The organism is Streptomyces turgidiscabies Car8 (assembly GCF_000331005.1).
Classification (GTDB): domain Bacteria; phylum Actinomycetota; class Actinomycetes; order Streptomycetales; family Streptomycetaceae; genus Streptomyces; species Streptomyces turgidiscabies.
In genome coordinates, this window is the sequence record NZ_AEJB01000136.1 from 1 (window position 1) to 25,257 (window position 25,257).

The following is a 25,257-nucleotide window of genomic DNA, read 5'->3' on the forward strand; positions in this document are numbered from 1 at the left end:
GCCAACGTCGTTTCCGGACCCCTCTACCCAGCTACTCGGCGTTCGTGATCCGCACCGTCCACGCCCCCGAGGGCGTGCGCCCCTCCACCTCGACGCGGACGTTCTCGCCGGGCACGGTGAAGCTCTCGCCCAGGGCGACGGGCGCGTCCGCGAGGGGCGGGTAGACCGAGTCCTCCCAGCAGGCCTCCGTACGCGGATGGGCATCAACCACCTCGACCGGACCACCGCCCGAGTCGGCCCCGCCGTGCACCCGGTAGACGAGCACCCCCTGTGTGCAGGTCGCACTGTCGTTGCCCGTCGCCCCCCGCGCCTCGAAGGCGAGCGCCCGGTCGGCCCCGGTCCGCACGACGGCCAGCTTCACCCCGTCCCCCTGCCCGAAGGCCGGCGCACCGGCCCCCGTACCGCCGCCGAACACGTCCGTGCCCGCTCCCGCGCCCCCACGCGCGTACACGGTCGTGGCCGGGCGTGCCCCCAGTGATTCCAGGGTCAGCCGGGTCGAACCTCCCCCGCGCACACACACCACCTGGCGCGGTTCCAGCCATCCGAGTTTCCACTTGTGCCAGGCGAACAGGTCCGGAGCCAGGCCGAACTGACTGCCCATCAGGTCCCAGTCGCCGACGTACGTGTCCCAGTCGCCCTTGCCGTCCACGGGCCGGTGGTAGAGGTCGGGGAGGTCGAAGACATGGCCTGTCTCGTGGGCGAGGACGAGCCGGTCCGGCGGATGCTTCTCGAAGACGGTGACGACGCGGCGGATGTCGGTGCCGTCGGCGCGCAGCGGGACGTCCAGGTTGACGACCTTCGTGGCGTCGGAGTCGACGCCGGGCGCGTCCGGGTCGGCCACGAAGTAGACGACGTCGTAGCGCGAGAAGTCGACGTCACGGTCGGCGGCGGCGAGCGCGTCACGCAGATAGTCGGCGCGGTGGGCGGCGCTCCAGTCCCGCTGTATGGCGTACGCGGTGGACGGCCGCGGCATCCGGAGCCAGTTCCGGAGCGGGTGCGGGCGCAGGGTGAACCTGCCGTACGAGGCACGGGCGAAGAAGTCGCTGGTGGCCGGGAAATGGTCGGCGGCCAGTTCGCCGGGAGTTGTCCGTGGGCGTGAGTCCGGGAACGAGAGGAAGATCATCACGGCGTCGAGTGCGCGGGACGGGCGGGGATAGGCCGCGTTCCAGGTGTCCAGACCCTCCGAGTGGTGGGCGTCGGTGCGCTGAAGGGCGCAGGACCGCACCGAGAAGGGCTCGGCGACGGAGGGGCCCGCGATGAGGGAGGTGGCGGCGAGGGCCGTCATGGTGGTGAGAACGGCGGCCGTACTGCGCAAGCGGGGGCGCGCCCCGGCGCACGCGAGCCCTCTGAATCCCGCCAGGGCATCACGGGTGAGCCCCCTGAGGGGAAGCTGACGCGGCACGCAGACCTCCGGATGCGGGATCGGGGACACCGCACCCAGCCTGTGTGATCTTGCGTTTATATGCCCTGTTTGTCTGCACCAGAAGGGTGACCGGCGCGCGATCAGACAGGTGACCAGGGGCTATTCGAAACGCCCGGATAAACGGCCAAGCATGCGAGGGCTCACCCTTCGTGGAGCGACACCCCGAAACACTCACGGAACGTCACAAGCGATCGAGGGCGAAGGAACCCGTCCAGGCGCGGGCAGAAACGATCTGTCAGAACCACCGGTCGTTCATGGACACTGGACAGTGGCTGGAAGGGCTTCGGGCCAGCCTCTATGATCGGCACACTTTCCTGGCACTTCCCTGACACTTTCCTGCACGGACAACGCCAGGGCGGCGGTTTGCCGCCCGGTCGGCCGCCCGACGGGATCCATATCAAGACCGAGTGCACTGCGGGAGCGAGCGGTGAGCGGAACGTCCGAAGGGCCGGCGCCCGCGGTAGATCTGATCCGGCCGGCCGTCACAGAGAGTTACTCCGACACGTCGTCTTCTACGTCATCCACGGCTTCCACGTCATCCACACCTCCTTCACCTGCCACTTTCCCTGCCACAGCTCCTGCTGGTCCCGCCCTGATGGACGGCGCGTTCGCGGCGGCGCCGCTGGCGATGGCCGTGGTGGACCGGGAGGGACTGGTCGTCACGGCGAACCAGTCCCTGGGTGAACTGCTGGGCATCAACCCGGAAGTGCTGCCCGGCAAGGTGGCCGCCGATCTGGTGGACCTGGCGTCCGACACCCGCGCGTGGCACGCGTACCGCGAGGTGCTGCGCGGCAGACCGGCACGGCTGCGCTGCACACGCCGCCTCAAACACCCTGACGGGCACTCCCTCTGGGCCCAGGTCACGGTCACACCACTGCCGAGGGAGACCTCGGAGACAGCGCCTGGTGTGCTGCTGTCCGTGGCCGACATCAGCGCGCGCCGTGAACTAAAGGCGCGGCTGCGGCACTTGCAGATGCACGATCCGGTGACGCGCCTGCCCAACCGCACGTTGTTCTTCGAGCGGCTGTCGGCGGCGCTGGAGGCGGAGTCGTACGAGCAGAGCGGTACGGGCCGAATCGGCCTGTGCTACCTGGACCTTGACGGCTTCAAGGCCATCAACGACACCCTCGGCCACCGCGTCGGCGACCGGCTGCTCGCCGCCGTGGCGGAGCGTCTCACCCGGTGCGCGGAGGAGGCGGGACTGGCCCGGAGGAACCCCGGCGCCGTCGCCCCGCTGGTCGCGAGGCTGGGCGGCGACGAGTTCGCGCTGCTGATCGAGGACTCGACGGGCACCGACCAACTGGCGGACCTGGCCGAGTCGGTGCTGAAGGCACTCCAGCTGCCCTTCGACCTCGCCGGTCAGCGGGTGTCCGTCTCCGCCTCCATCGGCGTCGTCGAACGGCATGCGGCGGGCACAACCCCCACGGGTCTGATGCAGGCCGCGGACACGACGCTGTACTGGGCGAAGGCCGACGGCAAGTCCCGGTGGACGCTCTTCGACCCCGAGCGCAACGCCCACCGGATGACCCGTCAGGCCCTGTCCTCCACCCTCCGGCCGGCCATCGAGCGGGGCGAATTCGCCCTGGACTACCAGCCCTTGGTGGGAATGGCGGACGGCCGGGTGCACGGCGTCGAGGCGTTGGTGCGCTGGAATCACCCCCAGTTCGGCACGTTGACGCCGAACCGGTTCATCGGCCTGGCCGAGGAGGACGGTTCGATCGTGCAGCTGGGGCGCTGGGTCCTCGCCACGGCCTGCCGTCAGGCCCGCCGCTGGCAGCTCGAACGCCCCGACGAGCCGCCGATCTTCGTGAGCGTCAACGTCGCCGTACGTCAGGTCTGGGACTCGGATCTGGTGGCGGACGTGGCGGAGATCCTCGCGGAGACCGGGCTGCCGGCGCGGCTGCTGCAGCTGGAGTTGACGGAGTCGGCGGTCATGGGTTCCGCCGGCCGGCCCCTCCAGGCGCTCCAGGCACTCAGCGACATGGGTGTGGGCATCGCGATCGACGACTTCGGCACGGGGTATTCGAACCTCGCCTACCTCAGCCGGCTGCCGGTGTCAGTACTGAAACTGGACGGTTCTTTCGTCCGGGGCTTCCAGTACGAGGGTGAGGGCGTCGCGCCGAACCCGGCCGACGAGATCGTCGTCGAGGCGATGATCCAACTCGCGCACCGGCTGGGGCTGACGGTCACCGCGGAGTGCGTGGAGACGGCGGCCCAGGCCGGCCGCCTGCGCCGTATCGGGTGCGACACGGGGCAGGGCTGGCTCTATTCGCGGCCGGTGGGCGCGGACCGGATCTCCCTGCTGATGGGAGGCAGGGCGTGTCGGCAGGGGTGATCCGCCGACGCGACGTCACTCCGCGGTCGTGGGCAATCCGTAGGCGTCCGCGATGAGTTCGTACGAGCGCAGGCGCATGTCGCCCCGGTGGGCGTGGGAGACGAGCATCAACTCGTCGGCTCCCGTGCGCTTTTGGAGGTCGTCCAGGCCTGTGCGGACCTCGTCCGCCGAGCCGTGGATGATGTTCGCCATCCAGGAGCTGATGAACTCCCGTTCCATCGGGCTGAATTCGTAGGCCTCCGCCTCCTCCGGCGTCGGGAACAGGCCTGGGCGGCCGGAGCGCAGGCGGGCCATGTTGAGGCCCATCGCGAGGACCTGGCGGCGGGCCTCGTTCTCGTCGTCGGTGGCGAGGGCGGAGACGCCGATGAGGGCGTAGGGGGCGTCGAGGACGGCGGAGGGCTGGAAGGACTCCCGGTAGAGGTCCAGGGCCGGGACGGTGTTCTGCGCGGAGAAGTGGTGCGCGAAGGCGAAGGGGAGGCCCAGGACGCCGGCCAGACGGGCGCTGAAGCCGGACGAGCCGAGCAGCCAGATGGGCGGCCGGTGGGGAGACTGGACTCCGCCCGGGGACGTCGACTGGACCGGGCCGGGAATGGCGTGGATACGGCTGTAGGGGTGGCCGGCGGGGAAGTCGTCGTCCAGGAAGCGGGTCAGCTCAGCGAGTTGCTGGGGGAAGTCGTCGGCTCCCTCGTTGAGCCGTTCCGCGCGGCGGAGGGCGGCGGCGGTGGCGCCGTCCGTCCCAGGGGCCCGGCCGAGGCCGAGGTCGATGCGGCCCGGCGCCATGGCTTCGAGGGTGCCGAACTGTTCCGCGATGACCAGGGGGGCGTGGTTGGGGAGCATGACGCCGCCGGAGCCCAGCCGGATGCGGTGGGTGTGGGCGGCGAGGTGGGCGAGGATCACGGCGGGCGAGGAGGAGGCCACGCCGGGCATGGAGTGGTGCTCGGCGACCCAGTAGCGGTGGAAGCCGCGGGATTCCGTGAGGCGGGAGATGGCGACGCTGGCGCGCAGGGCTTCGGTGGCGGTGTGGCCGGAGCCCACGGTGACCAGGTCGAGGACGGAGAGGGGGACGGGAGCGGTGCCCCGCGTCTCGCCCCGGATCCCGTCCGCCATCACCTCCGCCGTCGCGTCTGTCGTCACGTCCGGCGTGCCGTCTGCCGTCACATGTGGCGTCGCGTCTGCGGTCACGGTGGGTGCCTCCTGCTGCTGTCTGGTGCCGTGCGCTGTCCTCAGCCGGACAACAGGAGGGGGGCTCCGTTTTATTCCGGCACGGCCCCGTCAGACCTGGACCAGCGGCTCCTTGTCGAACAGGGTTCCCAGGGAGGGGGCGTTCACCTTGCGGGTCGCCAGCCGCAGGGCCTCCCAGACGGAGACCTGGTTCGCCGTGAGGACCGGCTTCGTCAGGTGTTTCTCCAGGGCCGTGATGTGCGACGCAGTGTGCAGTGCCGTGTCCGGGAGGAGCAGGGCCTCCGCGTCCGCGTCGTCGGCCTCGCGGGCCAGCGCGGTCAGCTCCGCCTCGCCCCACTGCCCCACCTCCGCCGCCGTGACGATCCCGGCGCTGTGCACCGCCGTCACCTCGATCCCGGCCGCCCTCAGGAACTCCGCGAACAGTTCCGCCACGTCCGCCGGGTACGTCGCCCCGACCGCCACCTTCCGCACGCCGAGCTCCCGTACCGCGTGCACGAAGGCGAACGACGTCGACGACGCCGGCAGACCCGCGGCCCGGGCGAGGGCGCGTACCTGCTCGTGGGCGCCCTCCCACCCGTACACGAAGCTGCCGCTGGTGCAGGCCCACACCACCGACTCCGCGCCGGACAGCCGCAGCGACTCCACGCCCGCCGCGAGTCGGGCCGGCGAGCCCATCTCCAGGAGGGCGTCCACCCGATGCGCGTCCTCACCGATGTCCGTATGGACGAGATCCAGCCGGATGTCGCTGCCGAGAAGCTGCTCGATGCGCTGGTAGTCGTCCTCGGCGGAGTGGCCCGGGTAGAGGAATCCGAGTGCCGTCATGATCCAGCCTTCCTGCTTGCCTACGTGCCTAGCCTGCGCTGTTCCTGCTGTTTCTGCTGCTCCTGCCGTTCTTCCGGCAGGACCGGGGGCCAGGCGCGCGCCGATTCGTCCAGCAGCGCCTGGTAGGGCCCCACGGCTCGGGTACCCAGTCCGCGCAGCGCCGCCCATATCGTGACCTGGTTGGCCGAGATCACGGGGATGCGCAGTTCCGCCTCCAGCTGCGCGATGACGTCGTAGGTGGGGCGTGGGGAACGTGGGGGGAGGTTCGTGCAGCTGTTGACTTCCGCCCCCTCGTGAACGAGGGGGATTCCTACGGCTCGCGCCGTGGGGTTTTCTGCTTCATCGCCGGTTGCCCCGTCCGGGAGGACTCCCGTTGAGGTCTTACACCGGCTCCCCAGACAGACACCGCCAGCCCGGCGGCCAAAAGATTCTTCGCCGCGTTCACGTCCCGGTCATGGACCGCGCCGCACACGCACGTCCAGGTACGGACGTTGAGCGGCAGCTTCGACCGGATCGTGCCGCAGGCACCGCACAGTTTCGAACTGGGGAAGAAACGGTCGACGACCACCAGTTCCCGCCCGTACCAGACGGTCTTGTACTCCAGCATCATCCGCATGTCGCTCCACGCCGCATCACTGATGGCGCGGGCGAGCGTGTGGTTCCTGACCATGTTGCGGACGGTGAGGTCCTCGATCACGACCGTTTGGTTCTCACGGACGAGACGGGTGGTCAGCTTGTGGAGGAAGTCCCGGCGCCGGTCGGCGATCCGGGCATGGACACGGGCAACCTTCCTGCGGGCCTTCGCCCGGTTGGCGCCGTCCCCCTTCGCCTTGCGGGACAGTTCCCGCTGGGCTCTGGCCAGCCGGGCCCGGTCCTTGCGCTCATGCTTCGGGTTGGTGATCTTCTCCCCGGTGGACAGCGTCATCAGGGACGTGATCCCCAGATCGATACCGACCGCGTTCGTGGTGGCCGGGGCCGGGGCGATCGTGTCGTCGCAGAGCATCGACACGAACCAGCGCCCGGCCGCGTCCTGGGACACGGTCACCGTGGACGGTTGCGCACCCTCCGGCAGCGGCCTCGACCACACGATATCCAAAGGCTCGACCATCTTGGCGAGAGTCAGCCTGCCTTCACGGAAGCGAAAACCGCTGGTCGTGTACTCCGCGCTCCTGCGGGACTTCTTCCGCGACTTGAAACGCGGGTACTTCGCCCGCTTGCCGAAGAAATTCGTGAACGCCACCTGCAAGTGCCGCAAAGCCTGCTGGAGCGGAACCGACGACACCTCACCCAGGTACGCGAGTTCCTCGGTCCTCTTCCACGCCGTCAGCATCGCGGAGGTCTGGTTGTAGTTGACCCGCTCCTGCCGCGCCCACGCCCGGGTACGGGCGTCGAGCGCCATGTTGTAGACCTTCCGCACGCATCCGAAGGTGCGCGACAGCTCAGCCGCCTGCGCATCCGTCGGATGGAAGCGGTACTTGAACGCCCGCTTCACCTGCTTCGTGGTCATGCTCACAAACTAGTGCCACTACTGGTTAGGCTCAAATCCACAGGAGTCCGATTCCTCCCTGCTCTGAAGGCCGGGGCTTTCATGGAGGTCCCCCATGACAGGCACCGGCCTCACAGTGAGGAACGACGGGGCAACGGACCGTACACACGCCCGTGTTGACGAAGGTAGGTTCGAGTGCGAGCGTGGTCAATCCGCGCATGTCAGACACCCCGGCCGACCCGCCTCCCCCGCTTCCCCGCCATCCAGTCCGGCCTCCCTGATCGGAAACGGCTCCCGATGCCCGCGTCGCTCCCCACGCTCCTCGTCCTGGACGCCGATCCGCCGCCCCGCCTGGGCCGGCTCACCGGGAGGGCCCGGATCGTGCACGCCGACGAGACCACTCTCGCCGGGCAACTCCCTCACGCCGACGTCCTGCTCGTCTGGGACTTCGCCTCGCACGCCGTACGGGCCGCCTGGCCGGGCGAGGGGGCACGTCCGCGCTGGGTGCACACCGCGAGCGCCGGCGTCGACCATCTGCTGTGTCCCGAACTCGCCGCGTCCGACACGGTGGTGACCAACGCGCGGGGCATCTTCGACCAGCCCATAGCCGAGTACGTCGCCGCCCTGGTCCTCGCGATGGCCAAGGACCTGCCGAGGACCCTGGACCTCCAGGCGCGGCGGGAGTGGCGGCACCGGGAGTCGCAGCGCGTCGCCGGGACGAAGGCCTGTGTCGTCGGGTCGGGCCCCATCGGACGGGCGATCGCCCGGTATCTCAAGGGACTTGGCGTGACACCGGCGATCGTCGGACGCACTCCGCGTACCGGCATCTACGGGCCCGACGACCTCAACCGGCTGATGGCGCGGGCCGACTGGGTGATCGCCGCCGCTCCCCTCACCGCCGACACGCACCACATGTTCGACACCCGCCGCTTCGGAGTCATGCAGCCCTCGGCGCGTTTCATCAACGTCGGCCGGGGACAGCTCGTCGACGAGGCCGCGCTCGCCGAGGCGCTGTCGAAGCGGTGGATCGCGGGCGCCGCCCTCGACGTGTTCGAGCACGAGCCGCTCACGCCGGACAGCCCCCTGTGGGAGGCGCCCGGGCTGATCGTCTCCCCGCACATGAGCGGCGACACGGTCGGCTGGCGCGATGAACTCGGGGCGCAGTTCCTTGAGTTGTACGAACGTTGGGACGCGGGGAAGACGCTGACGAACGTCGTCGACAAACAGCGCGGGTACGTACCGGGGCACTGACCCCGATCCTGATCCGACCGGAGGGGCGAACGATGACCGAGCTTGCCGAACTCACCGCCACCCAACTCCTCGACGGCTACCGCAAGGGCGAGTTCAGCCCCGTCGACGCCACCCGCGCCGCACTGGAACGCGCCGAGCAAGTCCAGCCCGTGGTCAACGCGTTCGTGCGGATCGACGCGGAGGCAGCACTCGCCCAGGCAGGCGATTCGGCCGACCGGTGGCGGCGCGGTGAACCGGCGGGGCTCGTGGACGGCGTACCCACGACCGTGAAGGACATCATTCTGCTGCGCGGTACGCCCACTCTTCGGGGCTCCAGAACTGTTGACAGCGGGGGCAGTTGGAGCGAGGACGCGCCCTCCACCGCCCGGCTGCGCGAGCACGGCGCGGTTTTCCTGGGCAAGACGACCACTCCCGAGTACGGCTGGAAGGGCGTCACCGATTCGCCGCTGACCGGCATCACCCGCAACCCGTACGACAGTTCACGCACCGCCGGTGGGTCGAGCGGCGGGAGCGCCGCCGCCGTGGCCCTCGGCGCCGGGCCGCTGTCGCTCGGGACGGACGGCGGGGGCAGTGTGCGCATCCCGGCGGCGTTCTGCGGGATCTTCGCGCTGAAGCCGACGTACGGCCGTGTCCCGCTCTATCCCGCCAGCGCCTTCGGGACCCTCTCGCACGTCGGGCCGATGACCCGGACCGTGACGGACGCCGCACTGCTGACGGACGTGATCAGCCGGCCCGACTCCCGTGACTGGTCGGCGCTCGGGCCGCCCGTCCCCGGGTCGTGCACGGATTCCCTGTCCGGCGGGGTCCGGGGGCTGCGGGTGGCCTACTCGGCGTCCTTCGGCGGTCAGGTCGCGGTGCGTCCGGCCGCCGCGAGCGCGGTCCGGCGGGCGGTGGAGCGGCTCGCGGAACTCGGTGCGTACGTCACCGAGGCCGACCCCGACTTCGGCGACCCGGTGGACGCCTTCCACAGCCTGTGGTTCAGCGGGGCGGCCCGGGTCACCCAGCGACTCGGACCGCGGGACGTCGAGTTGCTCGATCCCGGGCTGCGTGAGATCCGGGAGCTGGGAGGCCGGATCAGCGCGCTCGACTATCTGGCGGCGGTCGACGTCCGGATGGAACTCGGGCGCCGGATGGGCCTGTTCCACGAGTCGTACGACCTTCTGGTCACTCCCACTCTGCCGATCACCGCGTTCGAGGCGGGAGTTGAGGTGCCCGGTGGTTCGGGGCTGCGGCGCTGGACGGGGTGGACTCCGTTCACGTACCCGTTCAACATGACGCAGCAGCCCGCCGCGACCGTCCCCGTGGGGGCCGACGGGGACGGGCTGCCGGTGGGGTTGCAGCTCGTCGCGGCCCGGCACCGGGACGACCTGGTACTGCGGGCCGCGCACACGCTGGAGGTGGCCCTCGGGCCCACCGGAATCCAGCCCGTCACCGTCAGGCCCGTCACCGTCAGGCCCGGCGGAAGCTGAGCGTCTCCCCCGCCGCGCCCGACCGCCACAGGTCGTTGCGGGCCTCCGCCATCTCCGGGAGGCCCTCGACCACCTCGCCCCACACCGTGCCCGGCACCCAGCCCACATCGCCGTTCAGCAGCAGGTTGTTGCGCTCGTAGAACAGGGCCAGGTCGACCAGTTTCGTGGCGGGACCGACCTCGCGGTCGTAGCCGTACGCCTTCGTTCCCAGCTCCGCTCCGGCGAACGCGAAATAGCAGAGATCTCCGGGGATCGGGGTGACTGTCGGATTCTCCAGCGGCGGTTGCGATTCTCCGAAGGGGGCGAAGAGGGCGTATATCTCGTTGCGCGCGTACTTGGCTTGGTAGACGTCACCGGACAACGGCAGGGCGTTCCACACCGTCTCGCAGGTGATCGGGGCCCGGTCGGTCAGGAGTTTCGCCGTACAGTGGATTTTCCGGACGGCAAGTGACCCTTCGATGTATCGGTCATCACCCTTGTGTTCCATGTCTCCCATGCGTTCCCCGCATTCCCCGACGCATAACTCGCACCCTCTCGGGTAGCAGCGCGGCCATGGCTCCATCAAGCGCATCACCACTCGCACCACCATGTCCCAGACGCCGGTCGCTGCTCGCGGGGGTGGCGGCGCTCGGCACGCTCGGTACGGTCGGTTCGCTCGGCACCGGGTGCAGCCGGGTGTCCGCCGACTCCGGCGTCCCGGGCGGTGACCTCCTCGACCGACTTCGGGCACAGGGCGTCGTACGGCTCGGTATCGCGGGTGAGATTCCCCAGGGATTCATCGACAGGAACGGCGAACTGACCGGCGAGGCGCCCGAGCTGGCAAGGGTCATCTTCAAGCGGCTGGGGGTGGATCGGGTCCAGCCCGTGCCCACCGAGTTCGGGTCGCTCATTCCGGGACTTAATTCACAGCAGTTCGATGTCGTGGCCGCCGGGATGTACGTCAATCCGGAACGCTGCGAACAGGTGATCTTCGCCGATCCCGACTACCAGATGCTCGATTCCTTCATTGTCCGCAAGGGAAATCCAAAAGATCTTCACGACTACCGGGACATTGTCGAGAAGAAGGCCAAACTCGCGACCGGTACCGGATATGCCCAGATCCAGCACGCCGTCGAGGCGGGATACAAGGAAAGCGATCTTCTGATCGTGCCGGACCAGGTGGCCGGGCTGAACGCCGTCGAGGCCGGACGCGTCGACGCGTTCTCCGGTACGGCGGTCACCGTCCGGCTGGTCGCGAAGAACTCCCGCAAGGCGGAGTCCGCCGAGGCGTTCGCCCCGATCATCGACGGCAGGCCGCGGGTCGACGGCGGCGCCTTCGCGTTCCGGCTGCCCGAGACGAAGCTCCGGGACGCCTTCAACGTGGAGCTGCACAAGATGAAGAAGAGCGGCGAGGTGTTCCGCATCCTGCGGCCGTTCGGCTTCACCCAGGACGAGATGACCGACCTCACAGCGAAGGAGTTGTGCGACGCATGACCTCCGGACTCTGGGAGACAGTACTCAGGGGAGTCTGGGTCACCGTCCAACTCCTTTTCTTCAGCGCCCTGTTGGGCGGCGTCGTCGCCTTCGCCGTCGGGATCGCGCGAACCCACCGGCTGCGTTCCGTGCGCTTCCTCGCCGGCTGCTACACCGAGATCTTCCGCGGCACCTCGGCACTCGTGATGATCTTCTGGGTGTACTTCGTGCTGCCACCCGCCTTCGGCTGGCAGCTGGTGCCGATGTGGGCGGGCACGCTCGCGCTCGGGCTGACCTACGGCGCGTACGGCACGGAGATCGTGCGCGGCGCGCTGAACGCAGTCGACCCCGCGCAGCGCGAGGGCGGGATCGCCCTCGGGTTCACGCCCTGGCAGCGGATGCGGCTGGTCCTGCTGCCGCAGGCGGTGCCGGAGATGATCCCGTCCTTCGGCAACCTGCTGATCGAGCTGCTCAAGGGCACCGCGCTGGTCTCCGTCATGGGCATGGCCGACCTGGCCTTCAGCGGCAACCTGGTGCGGCTCGCGCTGCAGGAGAGCGCCGAGATCTACACGTACATCCTGCTGATCTACTTCGTGATCGCCTTCCTCCTCACCCGGCTCATGCGCGGGCTGGAGAAGCGGCTGAAGGGCGGTGTCGCGTGACGTGGGACTGGGGCGCCGTACGCGAGTTCATGCCGCACTTCTGGGACGGGCTGCTCGTCACCCTCCAGGCGCTGGCCCTCGGGTCGCTGATCTCGTTCACGCTGGGGCTGGTCTGGGCGCTGCTGATGCGGACGCCGACGCGCTGGGTGCGCTGGCCGGTCGGGGTGGTCACGGAGTTCGTGCGGGACACCCCGCTGCTCGTGCAGCTGTTCTTCCTCTTCTACGTGCTCCCCGAGTGGGGCATCGCGGCCTCCGCGCTGACCACCGGTGTCCTCGCGATCGGGCTGCACTACTCGACGTACACGATGCAGGTCTACCGCGCCGGCATCGAGGGCGTGCCGCCGGGCCAGTGGGAGGCGGCCACCGCGCTCAGCCTGCCCGTGCGGCGCACCTGGACGGCCGTGATCCTGCCGCAGGCGGTGCGCCGGGTCGTCCCGGCGCTCGGCAACTACGTGATCGCGATGCTCAAGGACACTCCGCTGCTGATGACCATCACCGTGCTGGAGATGCTCGGTGAGGCGCGGCTCTTCTCCCAGGAGCACTTCCAGTTCACCGAGCCGCTGACCGTGATCGGCGTCGCCTTCATCCTCATCTCCTTCCCCGCCTCCCTCCTCGTACGAGCTCTGGAGCGACGCCTTGCCAGTTGACACCGACAAAAACGCTGACGAAATCCGCACCTCAGGCACGCCTACGGAGCTGGTCAGGCTGGACCAGGTCACCAAGCGGTTCGGTGAGCAGACCGTTCTCGACAAGCTGAGCCTCTCCGTCGAGGCGGGCCGGCATGTCACGCTCATCGGTCCGTCCGGGTCCGGCAAGACGACCATCCTGCGGATGCTGATGACCCTGGCCAAGCCCGACGAGGGCACGATCACCGTCGACGGGGAGGCACTGTTCCCGGCGCCCGAGAAGCAGGTCCGCGAGGTGCGGAAGAAGATCGGGATGGTGTTCCAGCACTTCAACCTCTTCCCGAACATGAGCGTGCTGCGCAACATCACCGAGGCGCCCGTCACCGTGCTGGGCCTCTCGAAGGAGGAGGCCGAGGCGCGCGGGCGCGACCTGCTGGAACTGGTGGGCCTCGCCGACAAGGCCGACGAGCGTCCGTCCCGGCTGTCGGGCGGCCAGCAGCAACGGGTGGCGATCGCGCGGGCCCTGGCCATGCGCCCGCAGGTACTGCTGCTCGACGAAGTGACCTCCGCGCTCGACCCCGAGCTGGTCGCGGGCGTCCTCGACGTGCTGCGGGACATCGCCCGCACCACCGACATCACCATGCTCTGTGTGACCCATGAGATGGGGTTCGCCCGGGACATCTCCGACCAAGTGCTGATGTTCGATTCTGGCCATGTGATCGAGTCCGGGCCGCCGGAGCAGATCTTCGGCGATCCGAAGCAGGACAGAACGCGCGAATTCCTCAGCGCGATGCTCTGACCGCGCCGGAGAGGCCGAAGGAGCGGCCTCTTTCATGCCTGCGTCATATGCCAGAAGAACACTCCCCTGCTAGGAGGCCGCGCCCGCCGCGACAATCTCGTCAACGCCCCCTCCGCGTAGCCCCCTTGGCGGCTATCGTGGAGGGGATTGGCTGTCCGGATCACGGCTAAAAGCAAGCCAGGGGGAACACCGTGGCTCTCAAGCACGAGCCGACCGCGCCGCATCACTCGACCCAGGACGCCCTGCGCGTCCTGGAAACGGTGGCGCGACACTCCGCCGGTGTCACCGACGCCGAAATCGCACGCCAGACCCGCCTCGGCACGGACCGGCTCACCCCCCTCCTGCGCATGCTGCGCCGCGAGGGGTACGTCGAACAGGCCGCCGACGGTTCGTACGTCACCGGCACCGCCCTCAGCCGCCTCGGCTCCACGCACGGCCACGACCAGGCCCTGCGCTCCCAGCTCCAGCACACCCTCGACCGGCTGCGCGACTCGGTCGGCGCGGCCGTCTACATGAGCCGGTACGTCGACGGCGAGATCCACATCACCCAGTGCGCCGACAGCGCGGCGACGCCCGCGGTCAACGAGTGGGTCGACTTCCGCTCGGCCGCGCACGCCAGCGCGATCGGCAAGAGCCTGCTGGGTCAGCTCGACCACAACAGCCGCCGCGACCATCTCGCCCGCCACAAACTGGCCCGCCTCACCTCGCACACGATCACCAACGAGCGGCTCCTGCTCTCCCGCCTGGAGACCCAGCCGCCCACGGTGCCCGTCCTCGACCTCCAGGAGTACGCGGTCGGCACGGTCTGCGCGGCGGTCCCGATCACGGCCGGCGCCACGGTCGGCTGCCTCGCCCTCTCCCTCCCCCTCCGTCACGCCCACCGCCTGCGCCAGGCGGCGGACCGCCTGAACCGGAGCGCCGGCCCGGTACTGCTCTCACTGGCGATCTAGCCCCGGCGACTCCCCTGCCACCTGGTCCGGAGCACTCTCCCGGACCAGGTAGTATTTTTCTTGTCGCCAGCCGCGAGAGCGGTCGGCGAGAGTCATGCGCCGCTAGCTCAGTTGGTTAGAGCAGCTGACTCTTAATCAGCGGGTCCGGGGTTCGAGTCCCTGGCGGCGCACATAAGGAAGAGCCCCTCGCAGCTGCGAGGGGCTCTTTCGTTATCTGCTCAGCAGTTCCTCGCGTCCCCGTTCCCGGTACCGCGCCAGTAGTCCTGTCACGTCGTCGCCGGTCAGGCTGCGGTACGCCTGTTCGCCCGGGGGCCGCCACCACACCGGGTCCGGGCAGCGGAAACCCTCTTGCCTGAGGGCTGCTCGGTGGATCTTGTTGGTCGCGGTGACCGGCATGCGGTGCACGACGCGTACGAAGCGGGGGGCCATCTTCGTGCCCAGGTCGGGCTGGGCCGCCAGGAAGGCCGAGAAGGCGGACGGGTCGAAGGTGCCGGCCAGGGTTGCCATGACCTGGTCGCCCGCCACCGGGTCCGGCACCGCGTACACGGCGACGGCCACCGCGCCCTCGTACCGGGCGAGGATGTTCTCGATCGTCGCGGCGGCCAGGTTCTCGCTGTCGACGCGCAGCCGGTCGTCGGCGCGGCCCGCGAAGTAGAGGAAGCCGTCCGGGTCCCGGTAGAAGAGGTCACCCGTCCAGTACCAGCCGTCTCTGCGGCGGGCCGACTCCGCCTCCGGGTTGCGCCAGTAGCCCTCGAAGGGGTTCGGGCCCCGGTTCACCAACTCCCCTATCGCAGCGGACCCGTTGAGCAGGCGGCCCGAGGCGTCCAGGGCCGCCGGCGGGCACTCGGCGCCGGTCGCCGGGTCGACCACCGCGAGGTCGTCGGACGGTGCCGCCCGGCCGACGGCGTTGGCCGGGGTGCCTGGCGTCCACCGCACCGCCGCCCCGCCCTCCGAGGAGCCGTACCCCTCGACCAGCCGTACTCCGAACCGGCGTTGGAAGGCCGCCGCGTCCACCGCACCCGCCTCCGTGCCGAAGCCCAGGCGCAGCGGGTTGTCCCGGTCGTCCGGCCGGGCGGGCGTCGCCAGCAGGTACTGGACCGCCCGGCCCACGTACGTGAAGTAGGTCGCCCCGTAACGGCGTACGTCCGTCAGGAAACCGGAGGCCGAGAAGCGGCGGCGCAGTGCGACCCCGGCGCCCGCCGCCAACGCCGGGGCCCAGTCCGCGATCACCGCGTGGCCGTGGAACATCGGCATGCAGACAAGTGCATGTCGTCCGGGCGGACGGCGAAGGTTCCGGCCAGCGTCCGCCCGGCGGCGGCGAGTCTGCCCTGGGTACAGATCGCGGCCTTGGGGGCGCCGGTCGAGCCTGAGGTGAAGTAGAGGAGGAGGCGGTCGGCGGGGGTGGCGCGGGAGGGGTCCGGGGTCGCGTCCGCGTAGGGGACCAGGAGAGCCTCGTACTCCTCCGAGTCGGTCAGCAGGAGGCGTACGCCGGGGAGTTCGAGGTCGGCGAGGAGGGGGAGGTGGGTGCGCGCGGTGACGAGGACCGGACACTCGGTGTGCAGGATGTCGCGGGCCAGTTCGGGTCCCCGCCGGGTGGGGTTGATGCCTGCGACGGCGGCGCCGACGAGGGCCGCCGCGCTCAACCACAAGGGGTATTCAGGGGTGTTGTCGAGCAGGACGCCCACGTGCGGCTCGGCGCCGGGCGGCAGCAGGTCCGTCAGGAGTGCGGCTCTGGCCGCCGCGCCCGCGGCCACCTCGTGATGCGTGAGCGTCCGGTCCTCGCACCACAGCCCCGGACGGTGGTCGCCCCACCGTGCCGCCACGAGTTCCGCGACCGTGAGTCCGGCCGGCCCGGCGGGCTCCATGGATTCCTTGAGCTCCTTGAACTCCATGAGCCCGCACGGTAGTTGACGCATCGTCAGATGTGGAGACTCACGGCGTGTCGGTGCTCACGTCCCAGCCCTCGGGGAACCCGTCACCCGTGCCGGTGCTGCTGTAGCCGCTGTCACCGCCGAAGAACATGTCGCCGACCGGTTCGAAGATCTGGCTGTAGGTCACCATGAACCCGACGCAGAAAACCACGATCACGCCGAGGAACCCGAGGATGCCGGTCAGGGCCAGCCCGTGCCGGACCGGGCTCGGGCGGTGGGCCGTGGCGTTGATCTGCTCGCCCTCGCTGTAGAAGACGGTGACGAAGTCGCCCTCGATGACCGTGCCCGGGCCGTGCGGCTCGTCGAAGCGGACGGTGCGGCCGTCGCGTGCGACGAACTCGTAGACGTGGTGCAGCGTCGTGTGCACGGAGCTGTCGCCGGAGCCGCCGCTCGTGGTCGTGTACGTCCGCAGGCAGCGCGCCTCCGCCGTCAGGCCGCTGTTCCAGGCGCGGCGCATCCGCAGCACCCGACCGATCACGAACGTCGCCATCACGACGGCCGTCGCGATGATGATCGTCGGCACCCCGTAGAACATGATGTCCATGGCGGTTCCCCCGGTATCTCGTTCGGTACGGTTCCCCGTACGCCGCCTCACCTGGTCCTGGGGGCGTACGGGGAACGTACCCGTGGGGGGTCGCGGATTTACTCAAGGAATGCTCAGAACCTGACGTCCGAGCAGGCGTAGAACGCGTTGGCCGTGTCCGCGATCGTCCACACGGCGACGATCACATGCCGGCCGCTGAGCCCGGACGGCAGGGTGCCCGTGTGGGAGAGCGTGGCCGGCGGGCGCTGGCCGTTGTAGGGGACCGTCAGGAACGGGGTGAGGTTGAGGTCCGAACGGGTGAGGGCGTGGCTCTGGTTCCAGCCCGGCTTCGTGACGTAGTACTTGAAGTCGGTCGTGGCGTGCATGGCGGTGAACTGCCAGCGGAAGGTGTAGCTCTGACCGCCCGTCACCGCCGTCGCCGGCCATGTACCGCCGGACGGGGTCTTCGGCTGGTTGAGTGCGCCGAAGTTGCCGTGGTTCGCCGAGCAGATCTGGCCGTCGGCAGGTCCGGCGGCCGGGAAGCCCTTGGGGCCCTCGACGCTCTGCGGCTCCCACTGGATGTCGCCGCAGCCCGTCACGGTGCCGTTCTGGCAGAGCTTCTGCCTGCTGATGGGAAGGTCGGTGTAGCCGTGGCCGCTGGCGCCTCCGGCGGTGAGGACGAGGGCGCCGGTGGTGGCCAGGCCGACCACCGACGCGTACAACCTGGTTTTCCTGGGTTTCCTGGTCTTTTCGCGCATGCTGCCGCTCCTGCTGAACGTGGGGGAGGTTCATGTGAGCCGTGCAGGTCTAGACCAAGTCCCAGATTATTACCACCCCTTGAGCATGTCCAGACCAATCACGCCCCCGGCTCGCTCCGTCCCGCGCAGAACGCGACCGTCAGGTCCTTCACCAGCGCCTTGCGTTCGTAGTCGTCCAGTTCGACCAGGCCGCGCAGGGTCAGCCGGGTCACCGTGTCCTCCACCGAGTCGACGACCGAGTTGAGCGCGGCGGCCCGGTGCTGGGCGTCCAGAGCGGCGATACGGCGGCGGGTCATCGCGGCGGCGACCTCGGGGGCGTACTCGACCCGGACCGGCAGCACCGAGAACACCTCCAGGCCGACCGGCGCCGTGTCCGCCGCGACCGCGCGGGTCAGCGCCTCCCCGGCCGTCTCCATCGCCCGCCGTCCCGCGCCCGGCATCTCCACCGGCACCCGGACGAGCGCCGCCTCGACGCACTCACGCAGATAGGTCTCGTGGTCCTCGACGCCGAGCGTGGCCCGCGCGGTGTCCCGCACCCGCCACACCACGAGGACGACGACCCGCAGCGCGACCCCGTTGGCGTCGGCCGCCGGCATCGGCTCGCCGCGCCAGTGCCGCAGCCGTACGTCGACCCGGGCGCGCAGCAGCAGCGGGTTGACCCACAGCAGCCCGGTGCGCCGGACCGTCCCCCGGTAGCGGCCGAACAGGCCGAGCACCCAGGCCCGCCCGGTCCGCCCGCGCGCCAGCCCGCCGAACCCGAACAGCCCGAGGGCGCCCGCACCGGCGTACGCCGCCCACTGGGCCGGACCGAGACCGGCGCCCGCGTACGTCACCGGCAGCCGGAGCGCCTCCACCGCGAGGGGCGGCAGCACTCCCGCCCACCAGGAGGTGAGCACGCCACCGGCCAGCCCGCCGGCCCCGGCGAACACGCCCACCGCGCCGGGCAGCACCCGTGCCGGGCGCTCCACCAGGTCGGGGTCGACCGTCGGCACCGCCGGGCGCGGTGCGGCGGGTGCGGGCCTGCGGATGCGTGGCTGCTCGCCCGTACCCTGCCTCCGCCCGACGACGGCCGGCCTCAGCGGTACCGACACCGGGTCGGGTTCGTCGCGGAACAGCAGGTGGACGGGGATCTCGGTGGTCGCCTCGTTCTGGATGAGCCGGGCGGGCCTGGGTCCGCTGTCCGGGGGTCCGTCGGGCTCCGGTGTGTGTTCGGTGGTCGTACTCATTTGTGCCTCCAGCCTCCGCGCCAGATGCGTTCATGACTGCCGCGTTCGTACGTGCGTGCCGTTCTCGTACGTGCGTGCCGTGCTCGTGCCTTCGTGTTCCGGTGCGGCGGTGGGTTCGACGGTGGTTACCGGCCAACCCTCGTGTGCGTCACGAGGAGAAGAGGCGGCGCCAGGTCTCCGGGCCCGGGTAGCCGTCGGCCGCGCCGCCCCGCCAGCCCTGGGCTCGCTGGAAGGCTTCCACCGCGCGGCGGTCCGCCTCGTTCCAGCGGGCGTCTGGCCGGGCCGTGTAGTAGCGGCCGAACCCCTTCTTCACCAGCTGCTTTCCGAGCAGGGTGATGTGCGGGCTGCTGGAGCCGGGCCGGAACAGCCCCCGCCCGGGGAACTCGGGGACCACCTTCCCGGCGGAGGGCGGACCGGCCGCGCCGGGGATCTCCTCGGGAGGCGTTCCGGGTGCCGTACCCGGCGCTGTTCCGGGCGCTGTTCCGGGGTCCGTCCCGGTGGGCGGCGCGCTCGGCCGGGCCCCGATGTCGTTGCCCGTCCCGCTCACCAGCAGCGCCCAGGTGCGCGGTCCCGGCAGTCCGTCCGCCGCCGAGCCCTGCCAGCCCTGGGCCTGCTGGAACGCCCGGGTCGCCCTGCCGTCCGCGGCCGACCAGCGCGGGCCGGGACCCGAGGTGTAGTAGCGGGCTCCGCCGCGCGCCACGAGCATCCGGCCGAGCTGGGTGACGTACCTGTTGTCGGCGCCGGGACCGAAGTAGGTCCGCCCCGGGAAACGGGCCGCCGCGTCCGGGGAGGCGCCGGGCGCCGCGCCCCCCGTACCGTCCGGGTCACCCGTACCGCCCGGGACGTCCGGGTCGCCGGTGTCGCCCGGGTCCGAGGTGCCGCCCGTGTTCGCGGCGAGGCCCTTGTAGCGGTAGGCCTGATAGCGGTCCGAGTGGCTCCAGTAGGCGAAGGGAGTGGCCTGCCTGCGGGCGTGCGGGCGGGTCTCCTCGTAGGCGGTGTAATAGGTGTGCGTGTAGTCCGTCCAGCCGCCGAAAATGACGACGTGCGAACCCTTCTCCGGGTCCGACGGATTGTGGAACAGGAGAATGTCGCCGGGCTGCAGATCCTCCTTCGGAATGCGTACGCCGTACCTGTCGAGGCTGCCCGTCCATTCGTTGCCGACGAGGTTCCAGGCCATGGAGACGAAGCCCGAGCAGTCCTGCCGGTAACCGTCTCCCCAATAGGTGCTCATGCTGTACGGAACCCGTGCGGCGACCCAGGTCCTGGCCCGGTTGATGATCTCCGACCGGGTGGTCACCCGGAGCTTTCCCGCCGCCGGCTTCCCGGACGGGCCGTGCAGCGGGGCCTTGCCGCCCTGCGGGGTGTCGGGCTCGTCACCTGCGGGTACGCCCGGGAGGCGGAGGGTGTGCGGGGCGGCTGCGGCCGGCAGCGCGTGCCCGGTGGCCAGCACCGTCGAGGCGGTCGCGGCGACGACGAGGGTCCGGCGGACCGCCGTACGGGCGGGTCCGGGGCCCGTTCCCGACACCGGTCCGGAATACGGTGCGGACCGGCGCCGGAGAACACATCCGGGGCATTCGCAGTCGCTCGCGGGATCGAATTCCTCGAATACCGGAGTCGCCATACGATTCCCCTCACGTCCCAGGCGATGCTTGCGCGCTTCTGCACCATCGCAGTTTCTCAACTGTCACCGGCTGTCGCATGTTGACGGTCCGAATGATGTACACGTCCGCCGCGCGCCCCGGCGGTCCGGACCACTCACCGGGGTCGGGTAGAGTTGTCGACGTCACCGCGCGCCGCTAGCTCAGTTGGTTAGAGCAGCTGACTCTTAATCAGCGGGTCCGGGGTTCGAGTCCCTGGCGGCGCACAGACAGACGGCAGGCCCTCCGCTGATGCGGGGGGCCTGTTCGTGTAGGCCCTGTGTGGACCTCGAAGGTCGGCGGAAACGGTGCGTAAACACTTCGGAACCATCCGTGCACAAGTGGTCCCTAATGCACCAATCGGGCTCAACAGCCGTCACAATGGGCGCGTATGACCGGTAAACACCATGTTTCGCGTCTTGCGATCATGCTGAACGGCGTAGAACCCTGGGCGCAGGATGCTGCGGATTCGCGGCAATTGGGGGAGGGACCGGTTGCGCCGGTGCGGGGATGGGGCCCCGCTCATGAACCGATGCCGAGGGGGGCATCATGCAACCGGAAGGGCACACTTCCATGTCTATAGAGTGTGGATGACGTGGGGGCAGTGGTCCTTTACTGATGCGTTTGTGAAGGCCGAGGGGGGCCGAGCACACGCAAGGAACCGACAAACACGTGATGACTCGCGTGTGGGGGGATGACTCATGACGTCGACGCCGACGGGCGCCCGGCATAACTTCGACGGATCTCAGACGGCCCAACTCAGGCTGCCGTCGAACCGCACCGGCGGGTTCCGCCGGATCAAGAAGAGCCTGCCGAAGTACGACTACGAGCACTACAGCCGACTGGCCGGACCCCTCACACAGCCCGACCCGACCAAGCCGTACATGGTCAAGTACCGGTCCCTGCTCTCGCAGGAACCGCACCGGATACGGGCCGCGCTGATGCTGGGCGCCGCACCGCTGCTGTCCATCGTCCTGCTCGTCTGGCTGCTGCAGCCCGCCCACTGGACGGAACGCGACTACCCGGCCTTCGACTTCCTGCCGGCGCTCGACATCGTGATGCTCGTCTCGATCGGTCTGATCGAGCTCTTCCGCTGCCTGAACGTGTTGTCGAACGCACACGCCACGCTGGTCGCCCGCGACCCGATCCCGGTGGTGCCCGAGACCGGCACGAGAGTGGCGTTCCTCACCTCCTTCGTACCCGGCAAAGAGCCGCTGGACATGGTGACGAAGACGCTCGAAGCCGCGGTGAGAATCCGGCACCGCGGCCTCATGCATGTCTGGCTGCTGGACGAGGGCGACGACCCGGACGTGAAGGCCGTCTGCGCCCGCCTGGGCGTGCACCACTTCTCCCGCAAGGGCGTCGCGAAGTGGAACCAGCCGAAGGGACCGCACCGCGCGAAGACCAAGCACGGCAACTACAACGCCTGGCTCGACGCGCACGGCGACGACTACGACTTCTTCGCCTCCGTCGACACCGACCACGTACCGCTGCCCAACTACCTGGAGCGGATGCTCGGCTTCTTCCGGGACCCGAACATCGGCTTCGTCATCGGCCCGCAGGTCTACGGGAACTACGACAACTTCGTCACCAAGGCCGCCGAGTCGCAGCAGTTCCTCTTCCACGCGCTGATCCAGCGGGCCGGCAACGCCTACGGCTCGCCGATGTTCGTGGGCACCAGCAACGCCGTACGCATCAGCGCGCTGAAGCAGATCGGCGGCCTGTACGACTCGATCACCGAGGACATGGCGACCGGCTTCGAGATCCACCGCCACAAGAACCCGGCGACGGGAAAGAAGTGGCGCTCGGTCTACACGCCGGACGTGCTCGCGGTCGGCGAGGGTCCCAGCGCCTGGACGGACTTCTTCACGCAGCAGATGCGCTGGTCGCGGGGGACGTACGAGACGATCCTCACGCAGTACTGGAAGGGCTGGTACTCGCTGCCGCCGAGCAAGCTCTTCAACTACACGATGATGATCATCTTCTATCCGATGTCCGCCCTCAACTGGATCCTGGCGGCGCTGAGTTGCGCGCTGTTCCTGGGCCTGGGCGCCTCGGGTGTGAACATCGACCCGACCGTGTGGCTGATGCTCTACGGCAACGCCTCGGCGCTGCAGATCGGCCTGTACATCTGGAACCGCCGGCACAACGTCTCCCCGCACGAGCCGGAGGGCTCCGGCGGTGTGGCGGGCATGGTCATGTCGGCCCTGTCGGCGCCGCTCTACGCCAAGGCCCTGATCGACTCGGCCCTGCGGCGCAAGAGCAAGTTCGTGGTCACGCCCAAGGGCGACTCGGCGAGCCCGGACCGCTGGTTCGGGACGTTCCGCTACCACTGGTACTTCATCCTGATCTTCGGCGGCTCGATCGCGGCCGGTTTCACCTTCGGGCACTCGCACCCCGCGATGATCATCTGGGCGACGTTCGCCACCGGGATCACCGCGACACCGATGGTCGTCTGGCGGCTCATGCTGCGCCAGGAGAAGAAGAAGCTCGCCGCCGGCCCCGCCGAACCGCAGGACGCCGTGCCCGTGCCGCAGCCGTTCGTACCGGTCCAGCCGACACCACAGGCGCCACACGGCTCACATCCGTCGCACGCCCCACACGCCCCCCACTCCACCCATGCGCCGCAGCACAAGCCCCAGTGGGCCGCATCGGGCGGGACGGGCGGGGGCAGCGTAGGGGGCGAGGGCAACGACCAGACCATGCAGATCGCCCTTGGTGGACATGGGGGACGTAAGGAATGAAAGACCGTGCAGGCCGCCGCCGCGCCCGTCGACTCGCGATAGGCACGGCGGTGGTCCTCGCGTTGGCGGGGATGAACGGGCCGTGGGTATACCGCTTCAGCACCGAGAAGTACCACGACTACAAAATCAACAAACCGGAGTACAAGGCCGAGAACGGCAAGTGGGAGGTGGTGAACTTCCCGGAGAAGTACCGGCAGAACACCATCCACGCCGCCCTGCTGCACACCGGCAAGGTGCTGCTCGTCGCGGGCTCCGGCAACAACGCGGACAACTTCGACGCGAAGAAGTTCGACACGCGTATCTGGGATCCGGTCAAGGGCACGATCAAGAAGATCCCGACGCCCGCCGACCTGTTCTGCACCGGGCACACGCAGCTCTCCAACGGCAATCTGCTGATCGCGGGCGGCACGAAGCGGTACGAGAAGCTCAAGGGCGACGTCACCAAGGCGGGCGGCCTGATGGTCGTCCACAACGAGAACCCGGACAAGCCGATCACCCTCCCAGCGGGCACCAAGTTCACCGGCAAGGAGACCGGCAAGACGTTCGTGTCGAAGGACCCGGTCGTCGTGGAGCGCGCGACGAAGGTCTTCGACAAGGTGACGGGCGCGTTCCTGCGCAACGATCCGGGGCTCGGCCGGATCTACGTCGAGGCGCAGAAGAAGGGCGCCAAGTACGAGACCGGTACCCAGGACAACTACCGCGTGCAGGGCCTGTCGGGCGCCGACTCCCGCAACACGTACGGCATCGCGGAGAAGCTCGCCCTGGACAAGAAGGACTTCCAGGGCATCCGGGACGCCTACGAGTTCGATCCGCTCGCCGAGAAGTACATCAAGGTCGACCCGATGAACGAGGCCCGCTGGTACCCGACGCTCACCACCATGTCGGACGGCAAGATCCTCAGCCTCTCCGGCCTGGACGACATCGGCCAGCTGGTGCCGGGCAAGAACGAGGTGTACGACCCGAAGACCAAGAAGTGGACGTACACGACCCACACCCGCCAGTTCCCGACGTACCCGGCGATCTCCCTGATGCAGAACGGCGACATGTTCTACTCGGGCGCGAACGCGGGCTACGGCCCCGACGACGTCGGCCGTGACCCGGGCGTCTGGGACGTGGCGACCAACAAGTTCACCAAGCTGAAGGGTCTGAGCGACCCCAACATGCTGGAGACCGCCGGCACGGTACTGCTGCCGCCGGCGCAGGACGAGAGGTACATGGTGATCGGCGGGGGCGGGGTCGGCGAGTCCAAGCTCTCCAGCAGGAAGACCCGCCTGATCGACCTTCTGGCGGCCGACCCGAAGTTCACGGACGGTCCGTCACTGGAGAAGGGCACGCGCTACCCGCAGTACTCGATCCTGCCCGACGACACGGTGATGATCTCGGGCGGCTCGGAGGACTACCGGGGCCGTGGCGCCTCCAACATCCTCCAGGCCCATATGTACGACGCGAGGACCGGCAAGCTGAGGAGGGTCGCCGACCCGCTGGTGGGCCGGAACTACCACTCGGGCTCGATCCTGCTGCCCGACGGCCGCCTGATGTTCTTCGGCTCGGACTCGCTGTACGCGGACAAGGCCGACACCAAGCCGGGCAAGTTCGAGCAGCGCATCGAGATCTACACGCCGCCGTACCTGTACCACGACGCGCAGCCCTCGCTGTCGGGCGGCCCGCAGACGATCGCCCGCGGTGGGTCGGGCACGTTCACGTCGCAGCACGCGGCCACGATCAAATCGGCGCGTCTGATCCGCCCGAGCGCCTCGACCCACGTCACGGACGTCGACCAGCGCTCCATCGCCCTCGACCTGAAGAAGACGAAGGACAGCATCACGGTGACGGTCCCGAAGAACCGGAACCTGGTGGAGTCGGGCTGGTACATGCTCTTCGTCACGGACGACCAGGGCACCCCGAGCAAGGCCCAGTGGGTGAAGGTGCCTTGATCCGCTCAGGTCAAAGGGTGCGTTGTCGGCCGCGGGCCGGTGGGGGC

At 69.4% G+C, this 25,257-nt stretch carries 19 protein-coding genes, 2 tRNA genes and 2 pseudogenes; 12 read left to right on the forward strand and 11 right to left on the reverse strand.

Annotated elements, in window-relative coordinates; genetic code table 11:
• Positions 1 to 31: 31 nt before the first annotated feature.
• Positions 32 to 1,402, reverse strand: coding sequence for a M6 family metalloprotease domain-containing protein (locus STRTUCAR8_RS08555; RefSeq protein WP_078507152.1), 1,371 nt, complete (start codon positions 1,400 to 1,402; stop codon positions 32 to 34).
• A gap of 448 nt (positions 1,403 to 1,850) precedes the next feature.
• On the opposite strand from STRTUCAR8_RS08555, the gene STRTUCAR8_RS08560 reads away from it, so the two are divergent.
• Positions 1,851 to 3,758, forward strand: coding sequence for a putative bifunctional diguanylate cyclase/phosphodiesterase (locus STRTUCAR8_RS08560; RefSeq protein WP_006375162.1), 1,908 nt, complete (start codon positions 1,851 to 1,853; stop codon positions 3,756 to 3,758).
• Positions 3,759 to 3,773: 15 nt separating this feature from the next.
• Here STRTUCAR8_RS08560 and STRTUCAR8_RS08565 read toward each other — a convergent pair whose 3' ends face one another.
• The 4 genes and pseudogenes from STRTUCAR8_RS08565 to STRTUCAR8_RS08580 form a co-directional block, all read right to left on the reverse strand.
• Positions 3,774 to 4,865 (reverse strand): LLM class flavin-dependent oxidoreductase, encoded by a 1,092-nt coding sequence (locus STRTUCAR8_RS08565; RefSeq protein ID WP_044471874.1) that lies wholly within the window; start codon positions 4,863 to 4,865, stop codon positions 3,774 to 3,776.
• A gap of 165 nt (positions 4,866 to 5,030) precedes the next feature.
• On the reverse strand, positions 5,031 to 5,762 hold the full coding sequence (locus STRTUCAR8_RS08570) for a maleate cis-trans isomerase family protein (protein ID WP_006375166.1): 732 nt from the start codon (positions 5,760 to 5,762) through the stop codon (positions 5,031 to 5,033).
• Between the two features lie 20 nt (positions 5,763 to 5,782).
• A pseudogene (locus tag STRTUCAR8_RS49455) lies at positions 5,783 to 6,037 on the reverse strand (hypothetical protein); the annotation flags it as partial.
• 35 nt (positions 6,038 to 6,072) lie between these two features.
• Positions 6,073 to 7,269 (reverse strand): RNA-guided endonuclease InsQ/TnpB family protein, encoded by a 1,197-nt coding sequence (locus tag STRTUCAR8_RS08580; protein ID WP_044471869.1) that lies wholly within the window; start codon positions 7,267 to 7,269, stop codon positions 6,073 to 6,075.
• A 276-nt stretch (positions 7,270 to 7,545) separates the two neighbouring features.
• Between STRTUCAR8_RS08580 and STRTUCAR8_RS08585 the strand changes: the two genes are divergently transcribed.
• Both STRTUCAR8_RS08585 and STRTUCAR8_RS08590 read left to right on the forward strand, forming a co-directional pair.
• On the forward strand, positions 7,546 to 8,499 hold the full coding sequence (locus tag STRTUCAR8_RS08585) for a D-2-hydroxyacid dehydrogenase (protein WP_006375160.1): 954 nt from the start codon (positions 7,546 to 7,548) through the stop codon (positions 8,497 to 8,499).
• A 32-nt stretch (positions 8,500 to 8,531) separates the two neighbouring features.
• A complete protein-coding gene (locus STRTUCAR8_RS08590) occupies positions 8,532 to 9,968 on the forward strand; it encodes an amidase (protein ID WP_006375156.1) in 1,437 nt (478 codons plus the stop codon).
• Here STRTUCAR8_RS08590 and STRTUCAR8_RS08595 read toward each other — a convergent pair.
• Positions 9,949 to 10,464 (reverse strand): DUF3830 family protein, encoded by a 516-nt coding sequence (locus STRTUCAR8_RS08595; RefSeq protein ID WP_006375173.1) that lies wholly within the window; start codon positions 10,462 to 10,464, stop codon positions 9,949 to 9,951. The two genes, STRTUCAR8_RS08590 and STRTUCAR8_RS08595, sit on opposite strands and share 20 nt — an antisense overlap.
• A 56-nt stretch (positions 10,465 to 10,520) precedes the next feature.
• On the opposite strand from STRTUCAR8_RS08595, the gene ehuB reads away from it, so the two are divergent.
• From ehuB to STRTUCAR8_RS08625, 6 genes are all read left to right on the forward strand, one after another.
• The gene (gene ehuB / locus STRTUCAR8_RS08600; RefSeq protein WP_006375159.1) at positions 10,521 to 11,441 is read left to right on the forward strand and encodes an ectoine/hydroxyectoine ABC transporter substrate-binding protein EhuB; all 921 of its coding nucleotides are present in this window, start codon (positions 10,521 to 10,523) and stop codon (positions 11,439 to 11,441) included.
• Complete coding sequence (gene ehuC / locus STRTUCAR8_RS08605; protein ID WP_006375158.1) at positions 11,438 to 12,082, forward strand: ectoine/hydroxyectoine ABC transporter permease subunit EhuC; 645 nt, start codon at positions 11,438 to 11,440, stop codon at positions 12,080 to 12,082. Before ehuB ends, ehuC begins: the two co-directional genes overlap by 4 nt.
• On the forward strand, positions 12,079 to 12,729 hold the full coding sequence (ehuD, locus tag STRTUCAR8_RS08610; RefSeq protein WP_006375163.1) for an ectoine/hydroxyectoine ABC transporter permease subunit EhuD: 651 nt from the start codon (positions 12,079 to 12,081) through the stop codon (positions 12,727 to 12,729). Before ehuC ends, ehuD begins: the two co-directional genes overlap by 4 nt.
• Complete coding sequence (gene ehuA, locus STRTUCAR8_RS08615) at positions 12,719 to 13,507, forward strand: ectoine/hydroxyectoine ABC transporter ATP-binding protein EhuA (RefSeq protein WP_006375175.1); 789 nt, start codon at positions 12,719 to 12,721, stop codon at positions 13,505 to 13,507. Before ehuD ends, ehuA begins: the two co-directional genes overlap by 11 nt.
• A gap of 191 nt (positions 13,508 to 13,698) precedes the next feature.
• A complete protein-coding gene (locus STRTUCAR8_RS08620; RefSeq protein WP_006375164.1) occupies positions 13,699 to 14,457 on the forward strand; it encodes an IclR family transcriptional regulator in 759 nt (252 codons plus the stop codon).
• Between the two features lie 96 nt (positions 14,458 to 14,553).
• A tRNA-Lys gene (locus STRTUCAR8_RS08625) sits at positions 14,554 to 14,627 on the forward strand.
• A gap of 40 nt (positions 14,628 to 14,667) precedes the next feature.
• Here the strand turns inward: STRTUCAR8_RS08625 and STRTUCAR8_RS08630 are convergent.
• The 5 genes and pseudogenes from STRTUCAR8_RS08630 to STRTUCAR8_RS08650 form a co-directional block, all read right to left on the reverse strand.
• Positions 14,668 to 16,322 (reverse strand): annotated as a pseudogene (locus STRTUCAR8_RS08630) (AMP-binding protein).
• A 67-nt stretch (positions 16,323 to 16,389) separates the two neighbouring features.
• Positions 16,390 to 16,932 carry a hypothetical protein gene (locus tag STRTUCAR8_RS08635; RefSeq protein WP_006375169.1) on the reverse strand — a complete coding sequence of 181 codons (543 nt, stop codon included), beginning with the start codon at positions 16,930 to 16,932 and terminating at the stop codon, positions 16,390 to 16,392.
• A 113-nt stretch (positions 16,933 to 17,045) separates the two neighbouring features.
• The gene (locus STRTUCAR8_RS08640; RefSeq protein WP_044471872.1) at positions 17,046 to 17,669 is read right to left on the reverse strand and encodes a lytic polysaccharide monooxygenase auxiliary activity family 9 protein; all 624 of its coding nucleotides are present in this window, start codon (positions 17,667 to 17,669) and stop codon (positions 17,046 to 17,048) included.
• Positions 17,670 to 17,767: 98 nt separating this feature from the next.
• Positions 17,768 to 18,895 carry an SPFH domain-containing protein gene (locus tag STRTUCAR8_RS08645; protein WP_006375155.1) on the reverse strand — a complete coding sequence of 376 codons (1,128 nt, stop codon included), beginning with the start codon at positions 18,893 to 18,895 and terminating at the stop codon, positions 17,768 to 17,770.
• A gap of 148 nt (positions 18,896 to 19,043) precedes the next feature.
• Complete coding sequence (locus tag STRTUCAR8_RS08650) at positions 19,044 to 20,516, reverse strand: peptidoglycan-binding protein (protein ID WP_006375157.1); 1,473 nt, start codon at positions 20,514 to 20,516, stop codon at positions 19,044 to 19,046.
• A gap of 169 nt (positions 20,517 to 20,685) precedes the next feature.
• Here STRTUCAR8_RS08650 and STRTUCAR8_RS08655 point away from each other — a divergent pair.
• From STRTUCAR8_RS08655 to glxA, 3 genes are all read left to right on the forward strand, one after another.
• A tRNA-Lys gene (locus STRTUCAR8_RS08655) sits at positions 20,686 to 20,759 on the forward strand.
• A 474-nt stretch (positions 20,760 to 21,233) separates the two neighbouring features.
• Entirely contained in the window at positions 21,234 to 23,276 is a 2,043-nt protein-coding gene (locus STRTUCAR8_RS08660) for a glycosyltransferase family 2 protein (protein ID WP_006375165.1), read from the forward strand.
• Positions 23,273 to 25,210 (forward strand): radical copper oxidase GlxA, encoded by a 1,938-nt coding sequence (gene glxA, locus STRTUCAR8_RS08665; protein ID WP_006375170.1) that lies wholly within the window; start codon positions 23,273 to 23,275, stop codon positions 25,208 to 25,210. Before STRTUCAR8_RS08660 ends, glxA begins: the two co-directional genes overlap by 4 nt.
• Positions 25,211 to 25,257: the final 47 nt, after the last annotated feature.

Excerpts from the sequence above, each read along its gene's own strand:
- STRTUCAR8_RS08565 (WP_044471874.1), bottom strand. The coding sequence starts at position 4,865 with ATGGCGGACGGGATCCGGGGCGAGACGCGGGGCACCGCTCCCGTCCCC.
- STRTUCAR8_RS08570 (WP_006375166.1), bottom strand. The coding sequence starts at position 5,762 with ATGACGGCACTCGGATTCCTCTACCCGGGCCACTCCGCCGAGGACGAC.
- STRTUCAR8_RS08580 (WP_044471869.1), bottom strand. The coding sequence starts at position 7,269 with ATGACCACGAAGCAGGTGAAGCGGGCGTTCAAGTACCGCTTCCATCCG.
- STRTUCAR8_RS08585 (WP_006375160.1), top strand. The coding sequence starts at position 7,546 with ATGCCCGCGTCGCTCCCCACGCTCCTCGTCCTGGACGCCGATCCGCCG.
- STRTUCAR8_RS08590 (WP_006375156.1), top strand. The coding sequence starts at position 8,532 with ATGACCGAGCTTGCCGAACTCACCGCCACCCAACTCCTCGACGGCTAC.
- STRTUCAR8_RS08595 (WP_006375173.1), bottom strand. The coding sequence starts at position 10,464 with ATGGGAGACATGGAACACAAGGGTGATGACCGATACATCGAAGGGTCA.
- ehuB (WP_006375159.1), top strand. The coding sequence starts at position 10,521 with ATGGCTCCATCAAGCGCATCACCACTCGCACCACCATGTCCCAGACGC.
- ehuC (WP_006375158.1), top strand. The coding sequence starts at position 11,438 with ATGACCTCCGGACTCTGGGAGACAGTACTCAGGGGAGTCTGGGTCACC.
- STRTUCAR8_RS08635 (WP_006375169.1), bottom strand. The coding sequence starts at position 16,932 with ATGGACATCATGTTCTACGGGGTGCCGACGATCATCATCGCGACGGCC.
- STRTUCAR8_RS08640 (WP_044471872.1), bottom strand. The coding sequence starts at position 17,669 with ATGCGCGAAAAGACCAGGAAACCCAGGAAAACCAGGTTGTACGCGTCG.
- STRTUCAR8_RS08645 (WP_006375155.1), bottom strand. The coding sequence starts at position 18,895 with ATGAGTACGACCACCGAACACACACCGGAGCCCGACGGACCCCCGGAC.
- STRTUCAR8_RS08650 (WP_006375157.1), bottom strand. The coding sequence starts at position 20,516 with ATGGCGACTCCGGTATTCGAGGAATTCGATCCCGCGAGCGACTGCGAA.
- STRTUCAR8_RS08660 (WP_006375165.1), top strand. The coding sequence starts at position 21,234 with ATGACGTCGACGCCGACGGGCGCCCGGCATAACTTCGACGGATCTCAG.
- glxA (WP_006375170.1), top strand. The coding sequence starts at position 23,273 with ATGAAAGACCGTGCAGGCCGCCGCCGCGCCCGTCGACTCGCGATAGGC.